This is a genomic window from Candidatus Limnocylindrales bacterium, from assembly GCA_035559535.1.
Lineage (GTDB): Bacteria > Moduliflexota > Moduliflexia > Moduliflexales > JAUQPW01 > JAUQPW01.
This window is the reverse complement of the sequence record DATMBG010000011.1, coordinates 22,283-35,311: the sequence shown is the minus strand read 5'-3', so window position 1 is coordinate 35,311 and position 13,029 is coordinate 22,283. Positions and strand designations below refer to the sequence as shown.

The 13,029-nt window shown below is 49.2% G+C and carries 10 protein-coding genes; 8 read left to right on the top strand and 2 right to left on the bottom strand.

Annotation, left to right across the window (positions count from 1 at the left end):
• Positions 1-21: 21 nt before the first annotated feature.
• The 8 genes from allB (at position 22) to VNM22_02885 (ending at position 8,639) form a co-directional block, all read left to right on the top strand.
• Positions 22-1,374, top strand: a complete 1,353-nt coding sequence (allB, locus tag VNM22_02920) for an allantoinase AllB (GenBank protein HWP46092.1) — start codon at positions 22-24, stop codon at positions 1,372-1,374.
• A gap of 28 nt (positions 1,375-1,402) precedes the next feature.
• Complete coding sequence (locus VNM22_02915; protein HWP46091.1) at positions 1,403-2,131, top strand: SGNH/GDSL hydrolase family protein; 729 nt, start codon at positions 1,403-1,405, stop codon at positions 2,129-2,131.
• Between the two features lie 126 nt (positions 2,132-2,257).
• A complete protein-coding gene (locus VNM22_02910) occupies positions 2,258-2,815 on the top strand; it encodes an MOSC domain-containing protein (protein HWP46090.1) in 558 nt (185 codons plus the stop codon).
• A gap of 169 nt (positions 2,816-2,984) precedes the next feature.
• Positions 2,985-3,479 carry an SgcJ/EcaC family oxidoreductase gene (locus VNM22_02905; protein HWP46089.1) on the top strand — a complete coding sequence of 165 codons (495 nt, stop codon included), beginning with the start codon at positions 2,985-2,987 and terminating at the stop codon, positions 3,477-3,479.
• A complete protein-coding gene (locus VNM22_02900; protein ID HWP46088.1) occupies positions 3,466-5,004 on the top strand; it encodes a SagB/ThcOx family dehydrogenase in 1,539 nt (512 codons plus the stop codon). The genes VNM22_02905 and VNM22_02900 overlap by 14 nt, the downstream gene beginning before the upstream one ends.
• 24 nt (positions 5,005-5,028) lie before the next feature.
• Positions 5,029-6,024, top strand: coding sequence for a nitronate monooxygenase (locus VNM22_02895; protein ID HWP46087.1), 996 nt, complete (start codon positions 5,029-5,031; stop codon positions 6,022-6,024).
• Between the two features lie 165 nt (positions 6,025-6,189).
• The gene (ilvD, locus tag VNM22_02890; GenBank protein HWP46086.1) at positions 6,190-7,869 is read left to right on the top strand and encodes a dihydroxy-acid dehydratase; all 1,680 of its coding nucleotides are present in this window, start codon (positions 6,190-6,192) and stop codon (positions 7,867-7,869) included.
• 161 nt (positions 7,870-8,030) lie between these two features.
• On the top strand, positions 8,031-8,639 hold the full coding sequence (locus VNM22_02885) for a DUF924 family protein (protein HWP46085.1): 609 nt from the start codon (positions 8,031-8,033) through the stop codon (positions 8,637-8,639).
• A gap of 244 nt (positions 8,640-8,883) precedes the next feature.
• Here the strand turns inward: VNM22_02885 and VNM22_02880 are convergent, their stop codons facing one another.
• Both VNM22_02880 and VNM22_02875 read right to left on the bottom strand, forming a co-directional pair.
• On the bottom strand, positions 8,884-10,923 hold the full coding sequence (locus VNM22_02880) for an ATP-binding protein (protein HWP46084.1): 2,040 nt from the start codon (positions 10,921-10,923) through the stop codon (positions 8,884-8,886).
• A gap of 458 nt (positions 10,924-11,381) precedes the next feature.
• The gene (locus VNM22_02875; protein ID HWP46083.1) at positions 11,382-12,431 is read right to left on the bottom strand and encodes a zinc-dependent alcohol dehydrogenase family protein; all 1,050 of its coding nucleotides are present in this window, start codon (positions 12,429-12,431) and stop codon (positions 11,382-11,384) included.
• Positions 12,432-13,029 lie beyond the last annotated feature (598 nt).

The window sequence follows — 13,029 nt, the reverse complement described above, 5'->3', positions numbered from 1 at the left end:
AGGGATAAAGGATAAAAGACCATGCCGGAATTCGATTTAATCGTACGAGGTGGGACCCTGATCAACGCAGCTAGTACCCGGATTGCCGATATAGGCATCAAAGAGGGTAAGATCAGTGCCCTTGGAGAGAATTTATCGGGAAGTACAAGAGAAGAAATCGATGCAACGGGTCTTTATGTATTTCCAGGTTTAATCGATGCCCACGTTCATTTCAATGAGCCGGGTCGGACCGAATGGGAAGGATTGGCTACAGGGAGCCGGGCGTTGGCAGCCAACGGGGTTACAGGTTTTATCGATATGCCGCTCAACTCCACCCCACCGGTTACAGATGGAGCTACCTTTGAAGCTAAAAAAGCCTGCGCAGAGCGGGAATCCATTATAGATTTTGGTCTTTGTGGCGGCATGATCCCCGGTAATGCCCGGGGAATGATCGAACAATGGCAACGAGGAGCCCTGGCTTTCAAGGCTTTCATGTGCTTCTCAGGAATTGAAGACTATCCCTGGTGTGATGATGCCGCTCTGTACGATGGAATGAAAGTGGCAGCGGATTTGGGGGCTATAGTGAGCGTCCATGCTGAAAACCACGATATTGTTACAACACTCACCGCACGGGCAAAACTCAAAGGAGATCACTCGGCGGCTGCTTACGAGGCTACCCGTCCGCCTATCACCGAAGTTGAGGGTATCCAAAGGGCTCTGCTTCTGGCTTCCCATCGAGATGCCCCACTGCATATCTTGCATGTTTCATCACGGGAAGGAATCCTGGCAATACGAGAAGCCAAAACAAAAGGAATAAATGTATCCGCCGAGACCTGTCCCCATTATCTGATCTTTGAACTGGAAGACGTTGATGTCCTAGGCCCTGTAGCTAAATGTGCACCCCCTATTCGGGGTGGAGTTCATCGAGAGGCCTTATGGAGGGCTATTGAGGATAGAACCCTGGATATCATTGTATCGGATCACTCTCCCAGCCCACCGGAGCTTAAAGCCAGAAAGCTTCTGGACGCCTGGGGAGGTATCCCGGGCTGTCAATTTGGTCTCCCGGCTATGCTGGAATACGGCTATCACCAACGAGGTATCCCCCTTAATCGAATCGTGGAACTCTATAGTACCAGACCGGCCCAACGGTTTAACCTGGCTCCCGCAAAGGGATCCATCACCGTCGGTGCCGATGCCGATATTGCATTAGTAGATCTTCATAAAACAATCACCCCCCGGGCAGAGGATATTTTATATCGCCACAAACAGAGTCCATACCTGGGACGTACCTTACGCGGAACTGTTGTTCGAACTATCCTGCGGGGTCGGACGGTGTTCGCAGAAGGTCGTATTATCGAGGATGGTCGACGAGGTCAGATGATGATAAGATATTAAGGTAGTCAAGGACCTCTGTTGATTTTATATGAGTTTTAAGGATCCCTTTGTAAAAATTTTAACCACTCTGACTTTTCTGATAGCCCTGATCTTAATCCCTGTAGACCCTGTCCGCTTATACAGGGCGAAGCCTGTTAAAATAATGCCGTTGGGTGATTCCATCACCCAATCGGATTCTCAACATAACAGCTACCGCAGGAACTTATGGCAAAAGCTCAAAGCCGACGGATATAATATAGACTTTGTCGGAAGCCAGAAGGAAAACTTCGGAGGCCCGCCTCCGAATCCTGATTTTGATCTGGATCACGAGGGCCATTGGGGCTGGCGGGTGGATCAAATCCTGGAAAAAATCGATGGATGGGCAACCACTTATCAACCGGATATCGTGCTGATTCACCTGGGACATAACGATCTGGGCCGGGGGCACAGTATCTCCAGTACCGTTCAAGAATTGGGCGAAATTATAGATATCTTACGTCGTCAGAATGCTCACATAATCGTGCTTTTGGCCCAAATCATTCCAACCTATCCACCCAGTCCTGCCATTCAAAAGTTGAATGCAGAGATATCCCGGCTGGCCATGGCAAAAAATACTAGGGAATCCCCTGTTCTTCTGGTTAATCAAGCCGAGGGTTTCGATGCCCGGGAGGATACCTTTGATGGCCTCCATCCCAATGAATCGGGAGAGGAGAAAATGGCCACCAGGTGGTACACGGCCCTGGTTAAGGTTCTTAGAAGTAAAACAAATCCTCCTTAGTCCAGGGTCCACTTAGTTTTACTTAACGTTTAAGTGGCCCTCACCCCCGGCCCCTCTCCCCCTCCCCGTCCACGGGGAGGGAAGGGGTGGGGGCGGAGAGGGGCTGAGGGTGAGGGCCTGGGATCCATGAAACTCATTTCTGTTAATATAGGAAGTCCCCGTCCTATAACCTGGAAGGGCAAGATCGTGATGACGGGAATTTTCAAAGAACCTGTCCGGGATCGCCGTATTTTACTACAAAAATATAATCTGGACGGGGACCGACAGGCAGATCTGTCGGTACATGGGGGGGAGAACAAAGCAGTTTACGTATACCCTTCTGAACATTATGGGTTTTGGCAGCAACAATTCCCTGGCATGAACCTGCCCTGGGGTATGTTCGGTGAGAACTTCACCACCAAAGGTTTATGGGAAAATGAGGTCCATAAAGGGGATCGATTTCGAATCGGCTCGGCTGAAGTCATGGTTACGCAACCCCGAATGCCCTGTTACAAATTGGGGGTCAAGTTTGGGAGGGCCGACATCATCCGGAGGTTTCTGACCAGTGGTCGTACGGGATTTTATCTCACGGTTTTACAGGAAGGAGAAGTTGGAGCCGGAGATGTCATTGAATTAATCCACCGGGATGAAAGCCAGGTTACAATTGCAGAGATGGTCTGGCTTACCCGTGGGAGAAAGAAGTAATCTCAACCTGCGCTTCAGTTAAGTTTCACCTTGACACTAACTGCCGGGGGGAGTTTTGTAGAGTTACCGGGTATATCCGGTTAAGAGACTATCTTGGGTAAGGCCTGAGAAGGTGTCTGCTGAGGTAGGTAACTTCAACCAGATACTTTCGTTACAAAAGGAAGGTGTTATGAAATTCCCACGTTATGGTTTTCTACCTGGATGGATGTTCTTGTGGATAATCTTCTCCGCTTCATTGGTACAAAGCGAAGAAAAGGATATCAGTCAGGTTCGTAAGATTCTCGAAGAAGGTGGGATCAAATTTGTTGAAGCAATTAACAAAGGGGATGCCTCTGCAGCGGCTGCCCTTTATGCCGATGATGCCATCCTTATGCCACCGAATAGTGAAATGATCAAAGGAAGGTCGGCGATCCAGGAATTCTGGCATACGAGTATTCAAATGGGCATAAAGAATGTAAACACAACCGTTGTGGATATCCAGGTAAGTGGAGATCTGGCCTACCGAATCGGGAAATACACCCTTACCGTCCAGCCTCAGGATCATCCCCCGGTAACCGATTCGGGTAAATTTCTCGATATATGGAAACGGCAGGCGGATGGTTCCTGGAAAATTCAGGTAGATACCTGGAACAACGATATGTCAGGACATCATGGTCAACAGTAATATAGAAGCCACCTGGGCTTATCATAATGCAACGAAACACTCCTATTGGAGTGTCCGTAACCAGCCCCATTTTTTAGATTGGGAGAATCAGCCTCTTCCGTTTAAAATTTACTCTACCCTCGAACCTATTTCTTTACCAAATCCCATGGATCCACCGGAGATGGCTGCAGGAGCGGCCATCTCCGGAGTGAACATCCGACCGGAAGGAGATTGTATCCCAGATCTTACTACCCTGGCACGAATTCTTTATTTCTCTGCAGGTATTACCCGGCGAAGGACTTATCCCGGCGGAGAGATTTACTTTCGTGCGGCTGCTTGTACAGGAGCGCTCTACGAAATAGAACTCTACCTGGTCTGTGGTAACCTGCCCGATCTGGAAGCCGGGGTTTATCATTTTGGTGTACGGGATTTTGCCCTCAGGCGATTACGTCGGGGAGACTATCGGGGAATATTGGTAAAGGCCAGTGGAGATGAGCCTGTCATCTCTCAGTCCCCGGCAATCCTTATCTGTACCGGAACCTATTGGCGCAATGCCTGGAAATACAGGGCTCGAACCTATCGGCATTTCTTTTGGGATAATGGAACCATCCTGGCCAATCTTCTATCGATCTCTACATCACTCCAGGTGCCTGCGCGGATTGTGTTGGGGTTTGTGGACGAGGAAGTGAATCGGCTATTGGATCTCGATACCCGGCGTGAAGTGGCTCTCTCACTGGTACCTCTGGGTCGGGTTACCGAACCACCCCCGGCGGTCCAGGAAGAAATCTTACCCCTCCATCTTGAAACGGTTCCCCTGTCCAGGCGAGAAGTGGATTATCCCAGTATGAGAAAGATGCATGAAGCCTCCATGCTTACGAGCCCTGAAGAGGTCCGCATCTGGCGAAGCGGAACTTTCCAGATATCGACTCCGGAACCGACAGGAAGGCTTTTTCCCCTCCCACCCTATCGGGAGGAAGAACTGCCTGTGGATCCCATTCACAAGGTTATCCTGAGGCGGGGGTCTTCGAGACAGTTTGCCTGGGAGTCGATTTCCTTTGTACAACTCTCTATTTTACTCTCTCTGGCTACACGAGGAATATCTGCGGATTTTCTTGAGCCTTTCGGTACACAACTCAACGACCTCTACCTCATAGTCCATGCCGTGGAGGGCCTGCCTCCGGGTGCGTATTTCTTTCGTCGGGACAGAAAAGCCCTCGAACTACTTAAAGAAGGAGACTTCAGGCAACAGGCAGGCTATTTAGGGCTTGAGCAGGAATTACCGGCAGATGCCAGTGTGGATGTCTTTTTTCTTGCAGATCTCCATGGGATATTGGAACGGTTTGGGAACCGGGGCTATCGGGCGGTTCAACTGGAAGCGGGCATTCTAGGAGGAAAACTCTATCTGGCGGCGTATGCCCAACGCCTGGGTGCAACGGGTTTGACCTTTTATGATGACGCAGTCGTGGAGTTCTTCTCGCCCCATGCTGCTGGAAAAAGTACCATTTTCCTGGTAGCAGTAGGGGTAGGGATTAAACCGAAGTCTTAACCAGAAGGATGAAGGAGTGGAAAAATGATCCATACACCGATTTGCGACCTTCTCGGAATTACCCATCCCATTGTTCTGGGTGGAATGAGTACCGGAACCTCTGTACCCCTGGTTGCTGCTGTCTCCAATGCAGGTGGACTGGGTATTCTGGGAGTTACCGGAATGAGCGCTGCTCAGATAAATGAACAGATTACTGCCATTCGGGCTACGACCAACAAGCCTTTTGGGGTAAATTACCTTTTATTCCGAACCGACGATGCAAGCTTTGAGGCTGCTCTGACTGCCGGAGCTCCGGTTATTTCCACTGCCTGGGCACGTTCTAATCAAGACCTGCGATCCTATTTTGACCGTGTACACGAGGCCGGATTAAAGGTTATTCACATGGTTAGCGAAGTTCCCGAAGCCATACGGGCCGCTGAAGCGGGGGCCGACGTCATTATCGCCCAGGGTACCGAGGGGGGTGGCCACGTGGGGTGGATGGCCTCCATGGCCCTGATACCCATGGTGGTAAGGGTGGTTGCACCGCGCCCTGTACTTGCGGCAGGGGGCATCGCCGACGGACGTGGATTGGTTGCCGCTCTGGCCCTGGGAGCAGAGGGAGTTCTCCTGGGAACCCGCATGCTGGCCACCGAGGAATCACCCCTTCACCCTAATCTCAAGCAGGCTATCATCCGAAGTGACGGTCATGACACCGTACTGACTGAGATCCCGGATATTGCCACCGGACAAATCTGGCCGGGAGCCATGGCCCGTGCTCTGCGTAACCGCTTCATCGAACGCTGGGCCGGAAGAGAATGGATGTTACGTCAGCGTTACCAGGAGGAGGGTCGGGCAGCCCTGGAAGCCCGATTGGCCGGGGATGTTGAAAATGCCCCTATCCTGTTTGGACAGGATGCCGGACTCATCGATGCCATACTTCCGGCCGGTGAGATCGTCCACCGCATGATTGCCCAGGCAGAAGAAATCATTAAAGGACGCTTGAATCTCCTCATCCAACCCGGGTCATCCCCACAACCCTAACCTGGGATGACTAAATATATAGAATTCTACTTGATTTCTTGCTCTATCCATGATTATTATTTCTTGAATAAGCCTTAACGAATTCATAAGTACGGGCGTACGGCCGTACGCTCCTTTGCAGGAGGGAATCCCATAAATAAATAAAAAACTTTAAGGAGGTCAGTAATGAGCGGTCCGTTGAATAAATATAGCTCTGTTTTAACCCAAAAGCGGTCACAAGTTGGCTCGCAGGCCATGCTCTATGCTACAGGTTTGACCGAAGCAGATATGGATAAAGCCCAGGTTGGTATTGCCAGCATGGGTTGGGAAGGAAACCCTTGCAATATGCATCTTAACGACCTGGCCAGGCTGGTTAAGGCCAGTGTTCAGGAAGCGGGACTGGTTGGATTTATTTTTCATACCATTGGCGTCAGCGATGGGATCTCCATGGGGACCGAAGGGATGAAATATTCGCTGCTTTCCCGTGAAATCATTGCAGATTCCATTGAAACGGTGATGCGAGCCCAATGGTACGATGCCAACATCTCTATTCCCGGATGCGATAAGAACATGCCGGGTACGCTGATTGCCATGGGACGATTAAACCGGCCCAGTATCATGATTTACGGGGGTACGATTCGACCTGGGTTTCTCGGTAACAGGAAGCTGGATCTGGTTTCGGCTTTTGAAGCCTACGGCCAGTTCGTTGCGGGTCAAATAACCGAAGAAGAAATGAAAAAAGTAATTCGATATGCCTGTCCGGGTCCCGGAGCGTGTGGAGGTATGTACACAGCCAACACCATGGCTGCTGCCATCGAGACCATGGGAATGAGCCTCCCTTTTAGTTCCTCCAGCCCCGCTACCAGCGAAGAAAAACGTCGAGAATGTTCCCAGGTCGGCCCGGCCATACGGAATCTGATGGAGAAAGACATCAAGCCCCGGGATATCATGACCCGTAAAGCCTTTGAAAATGCCATTACCATGGTAATGGCCCTCGGTGGCTCTACCAATGCAGTGCTCCATCTTATGGCTATCGCCAAGGCAGTGGAGGTCCCCTTGAGCCTCTCCGACTTTCAAGAAATTGGTTATCGAACGCCTTATATAGCAGACTTGAAACCCAGCGGTAAGTATGTAATGGAAGATCTATACCAGGTTGGGGGAGTACCTGCGGTTCAGAAATTACTCTTGAAGGAAGGGCTACTGCATGGGGATTGCTTGACAGTCACGGGAAAAACCCTGGCCGAAAATTTAGAAAATGCCCCTGACCTCGCCGCAGGCCAGAAAATCATTTTTCCTTTATCCAATCCCATCAAGAAAACCGGCCATCTCCGAATTCTCTACGGCAATCTGGCCCCGGAAGGAGCTGTTGCGAAAATCACCGGCAAGGAAGGTACCCATTTTTCCGGTCCTGCTAAAGTGTTCGATTCAGAAGAAGCCTGCCTTGAAGGAATCGAAAAGGGGAAAGTAGTGGCCGGTGATGTGGTGGTCATTCGTTACGAAGGGCCTAAAGGGGGACCCGGAATGCGAGAGATGCTGTCCATTACCAGTGCTATTATGGGAGCCGGTTTGGGAAGTAGTGTCGCCCTCATCACCGATGGCCGTTTTTCCGGAGGTACCCATGGTTTTGTGGTGGGTCATATAACCCCCGAAGCACAATCCGGTGGCCTTCTTGCTATTGTGGAGGACGGGGACCGTATTACCATTGACGCAGAACAGAATACCATTACCCTGGAAGTACCCCAGGAAGTGATCGATCAACGCCTTGCCAGATGGAGCCCTCCACCTTACAAAGTAACCAAAGGGGTGTTGTACAAATTCATCAAAACTGTTTCTTCGGCCTCGGAAGGATGTGTAACCGATCAATAGAAATTAACAACGGTGAGACAGTCCCGCCTACTTACGGGACTGTCTCTTACCCCTTTGTGTTTCATGAAGTAGAGGCAGTTTGAAATCTGCTTCGGCAGAAGACCCGTATCTTTATCCTATGAAATAGGAATTGAGGTGACGTAGGAAGGAGTAAAATAAAAATGGAAAATACCACGGCCAATCGGATCGAGGAAATTTTACATTTTTGGTTTGGAGACCTTCAAACCATTAACCTGGAAGAGCGCTTGAAGCTTTGGTTTGGTGGAGAGGAAGAAACCGACCGACTCATTCGAGATAAATTCGAGCCGGACCTGCTACAGGCGATAAGTGGAGAGCTTGCTCACTGGGAAGAAACGCCTCGAGGAACTCTTGCCCTGATCATCCTTTTGGATCAGTTCTCCCGTAACATTTATCGGAATACACCCCGAGCTTTTGCCCAGGATGAAATGGCCCTCGGAATATGCCTTCGAGGTATGGATCGAGGTAAAGATCTGGCTCTAGACCTCCTGGAACGGGTATTTTTTTATCTTCCCATGGAACATGCTGAGGATCTGGAGATTCAACGGAAATCGGTAAAGGCTTTTGAAAGCCTCGTAAAGGCAGCTCCACCCAACATGAAAAACCCCTTTGAGAGCTTTCTGGATTATGCCATACGGCATTATGCCATCATCGAGAAATTCGGACGATTTCCCCACCGCAACGAAATTCTTGGCCGGGCTTCGACTCCAGAAGAGCTGGAGTTTCTCACCCAGCCTGGATCTTCTTTTTAATCCGGGTGCTCAGAGCCTCTGAGACCTGGTTCTCTGAAGAATTAAAACAAACCCCTTCTGAGTACGCAAGAAGTGGAAAAGTCCATCCTATACCCAATCGGTATCGAAATGGGATATAAAGTATAAAAACCGCCCCACCCCCTTCCCGTAGGCGCCGGGATAAAAGTGAGATACCTGAAGAGGTCCCCTTCCTCCTCCCTCCGCATGCAGAGAAGAAGGGTAGGGGGCCTACTTGACGACCTGTTTAATCAGGATGGGTATTAGATGCCAGGGTATAGAGTATTTTTCTTAGAGCCGGTAAATCGATGGGTTTGACAAAATGATAATCAAATCTGGCTTCTTGAAAACGAGGTTGGACCAACTCCTCCTTATATACCGTAAGGGCTATCAGGACAACGTTAGACAGGCCTGTTTCTTGTCGAAGCCGCCGGGCTACTTCATAACCGTCCACTCCGGGTAAGCAAAGGTCTAAAAGGATTACCTGGGGCTGAAAGGTTAGAGCTAATTCTATGGCAGTTGGACCATCCTGAGCGGTCTGTACCTCATATCCCCATAGGGTAACCACGTCCCTTAAAGTAGTCAGGGTATCCAGATGATCGTCCACAATCAACACCCGAAGGGGTTTTTGGATTGCCTGAATCCCCTTTGGATCTGATAAACTCTTTGGAGGGGTTTTAAGAGCCGGAAGGCGTACGACAAATTCACTTCCCTGGCTGAGACCTGCACTAAAAGCCTGTACCTTCCCTCCATGCATCTCCACCAAACTCCGCACCAGCGTTAATCCTATTCCAAGTCCCCCCTGTATCCGAGTGAGGGACTGATCGACCTGGATGAATAAATCGAAGATCCGAGAGAGCATGTCCTGGGAAATACCGATCCCCGTGTCCTTCACCCGGAGCACAATTTCTCCCCCTTCTTGATGAGCACTCAGCCAGATACGACCTCCTGGTTCTGTATATTTAGCCGCATTGTTCAATAAATTAACCAATATCTGCTCTAATCGGAGAGGGTCTGCCTCCAGTTGCACAGGTTCTTCAGGTAGAGAGACCAGGAGTTGATGTTGCCTGGCTTCAATAAGAGGACGACTGGTTTCCACGGCGCGGTTTACCACGGTCGCCAGATCCAAAATCTCCTTCTGAAGGGTAACTTTACCACGCGTAATCCGAGAGATATCTAATAAATCGTCGAGAAGTCGGGTCATATACCGGGTCTGTCGTTTTATTACCTCTATAGACCGATGGAGAACTGGATTGTCTAGATCTTGCAAGCGTATAAGCTCCAGAGAATTCCGAATGGGAGCCAGGGGATTCCTTAATTCGTGGGCTAATATAGCCAGAAATTCATCTTTGCGCCGGTTCTCCTCTCGAATTTCCCTGTAGAGCCTGGTATTATGGATGACCTGGGAGGCTTGAGGGACATATAAATCCAACAGATGGAGTTCACGATCTGAAGGAGTATGGGGCTCACGGAAATAAACAACAATGGCTCCCATGATATCTCCACTCTGAGTAAGTAAGGGCGTGCTACAGATAGCCCGATAACCTCCCAAACGTGCAATTGGAAGATAGGAAGTAAGGAGGGGATCTGCTTCTATATCTTCAATAATAAATCGCCGACACTCTAATACGGTCCTTCCACAAATTCCGGCACTCAGAGGTATACGCCTTACGAAGTTCAGATATTCATTGGTAAAGCCGACACTGGCTACCGTATAAAGATCGTCTTTTTCACGATCATAAAGCAGGAGCGTCCCCATGTTGGTGCTTACCAGGGTGGTTGCCGAGGTAATGACTTCTTCCAGAATCCTGTCGAACTCCATCGTCATTGAAAGGTGTGTACTTAACTTATAGAGATGGGCCATATCGGCAAGTTGACGTGCCAGTTCATCTTTCGCCCTGATAAGTTCTTTTTCTGTAACACCTTCAAGAAGGCTGATTATTTGTTTTTGTGTTGCCTCGGCTTCTGCCTGAGCAATTTGCACCTGAAGAAGGAGTTGGGCGTTCTCTTCTTTTATCCTTCTGAGCTCAACGGCATACTGGAGAGTATGGACGAGTAGAGCAGGATTTAGCTGCTCTTTAAAAAGATAAGCTTCTACATCCGCCCTTCTCGCCTGATCTGCAAGCCCTTGATTACCGGAACTTATAAGTAGTACGATGGGTACGGAAGAAGTAACGGCTCGTATCCTTGTAACAACCTCCAAACTACACCTGTCGGATAAGTCCACGAGGACCACATCAAAATTCTCTGCCGTGAGACGCCCTAATCCCTCCTCTAAGAGTTTCACAGATATGAACTCCAATGGAGTCGTACCTAGTTCTGTTAAAAGTTCCTGCAGTAGACAAGAGTCTTCTGAATTGACTTCAAATAGTAAAACTTTAAGGGGTTTATGAGTTACTTTATCCACTCTTATAGACCTGGTGAAGGGGAGAGGTTATAAGGCTTTCACCGACTTGAAGAAGATACAAGGGTTGGTTTTCTAATGCTTAGATTTATTCCTTAAAAGACAAGTTTAAATACTGAGAGGATTTTTTAAGCTACTTTTAAGCTACTAAGGAAGAGATCCTTATCCATCTTACTTAGGTTACGTGCTTTACTTACCTTGCCAGATATATACTAAAACCATTTTATGATAAAGTCAACAAAAATAGCTAAATTTATCTAATATTAGAATAGAAATAACAGATAGAAATGAAAACCCCTATCTGTTGAGGTTAACCTTTGAGGGAGGTTCCCTCAAGGCCCTCAGGATCTTACCTCCGGGTTTTCCATCTTTTGGGAGGGTTCTTCGAAGAGGGTAAGCACGGCAGCCCCATGTACTTCTCCCCGTCGCAAGCGCTCCAGGGCATCCTGGGCTTGTTGAAGGGGAAATACCTGTACCGTTGTTTTAACCGGTACCTTCGGAGCGATGGCCAGGAATTCTTCACCATCCTGGCGGGTCAAATTCGCCACGGAGCGAATAGCCCGCTCTTCCCAGAGCAGGCGATACGGAAAAGAAGGAATATCGCTCATATGAATCCCCCCACAAACCACGATTCCCCCCTTAACCGTTGCAGCGAGAGCTGCCGGAACCAGGGAGCCCACCGGGGCAAAAATAATAGCTGCATCCAACGGTTCTGGAGGTAACTCTGTGGAACTGCCGGCCCAGACAGCCCCAAGCTGGCGAGCAAACTCCTGGGCCTGAATATCACCCGGTCGGGTAAAGGCATAAACCTGTTTCCCCTGAAATATTGCTATCTGAAGAATAATATGCGCAGCAGCCCCAAATCCATAAATTCCCAACCGTTCTACGTTAGGCCCGGCCAGCCGATAGGATCGGTATCCGATGAGTCCCGCACACAGAAGGGGAGCTACTTCTACATCGGAATAAGTTTCCGGTAAGTGAAACCCATAGCGTTGATGGGCAACCGTATATTCGGCATAACCTCCATCAACCGTATAACCTGTAAAAAGTGGACGATCACACAGATTCTCCTGTCCACGTTGGCAGTAACGACACCGACCACAGGTAGATGCCAACCAGGGTATCCCAATTCGGTCACCCACACGAAATCGCTCAACCCGATCCCCCACTTGAATAACCGTTCCTACAATCTCATGACCTAAAATAAGTGGAAGCTTTGGATCGGGAAGTTCCCCTTCAAAAACATGCAAATCGGTGCGGCATACGGCGCAGGCATGAACACGAACTAAAACCTGGTCCGGGTTGGGATGGGGAACAGGTACTTCCCGTGCCTGCAAGGGCTGCTTCGGCGCTTCCAATACCATGGCCTGCATTTTATTTGGAAATTTCATACTCGGTCTTCTCTGTGGAAGTAGGGGCGTATGGAGGTGTGGAAGTAAGGGAGTGTGGAAGTGTGGAGGTGGGGGTGTGTAGGAGAATTTCCACCTCTACTCCCATACTTCCATACTTCAACACTTCCACACTCCCTTACTTCCACACTCCCACACTTCCACGGCCCTTCAGGGAGGGATAAAATCCATAACTTCTGGAAAGTGAATTCCATACTTAGTATTAAAATCACCACCTTTTTTCCTTTACTTTCCTCCTCCCAGCATAGAACATATAGAATATTTATATAATCTCGTCAACGAAAATAACCTTCTAGTATCCATATCAATTTCTTACGAAAATCGTCTTACGATTTTCATGCTTCGTGAGGTCCTGAAAGGTTATGACCGTTTAGCAGGTGGAAAAAGAAACACCCCCCTGTTTCGCCCCCCTTCCAAGGGTATTTTTTTAATCTAACCCCTCCGACTTCCCTTCCCCGGCAGGGAGGAGTCGAGATAGAGGCAATCCTCAAATTCTCCCTTCTCGAGTTTAAGGGCGATCCTGGGAGATCGCTCTGTTAGTAGAAGATCATACCCTTGAGAAAGCAGCCCTGGAATAAAA

What these genes read in the sequence shown, in the direction of transcription:
- ilvD (HWP46086.1), top strand. Translation starts at nt 6,190, where the DNA reads ATGAGCGGTCCGTTGAATAAATATAGCTCTGTTTTAACCCAAAAGCGG.
- VNM22_02885 (HWP46085.1), top strand. Translation starts at nt 8,031, where the DNA reads ATGGAAAATACCACGGCCAATCGGATCGAGGAAATTTTACATTTTTGG.
- VNM22_02895 (HWP46087.1), top strand. Translation starts at nt 5,029, where the DNA reads ATGATCCATACACCGATTTGCGACCTTCTCGGAATTACCCATCCCATT.
- VNM22_02915 (HWP46091.1), top strand. Translation starts at nt 1,403, where the DNA reads ATGAGTTTTAAGGATCCCTTTGTAAAAATTTTAACCACTCTGACTTTT.
- allB (HWP46092.1), top strand. Translation starts at nt 22, where the DNA reads ATGCCGGAATTCGATTTAATCGTACGAGGTGGGACCCTGATCAACGCA.
- VNM22_02875 (HWP46083.1), bottom strand. Translation starts at nt 12,431, where the DNA reads ATGAAATTTCCAAATAAAATGCAGGCCATGGTATTGGAAGCGCCGAAG.
- VNM22_02910 (HWP46090.1), top strand. Translation starts at nt 2,258, where the DNA reads ATGAAACTCATTTCTGTTAATATAGGAAGTCCCCGTCCTATAACCTGG.
- VNM22_02900 (HWP46088.1), top strand. Translation starts at nt 3,466, where the DNA reads ATGGTCAACAGTAATATAGAAGCCACCTGGGCTTATCATAATGCAACG.
- VNM22_02905 (HWP46089.1), top strand. Translation starts at nt 2,985, where the DNA reads ATGAAATTCCCACGTTATGGTTTTCTACCTGGATGGATGTTCTTGTGG.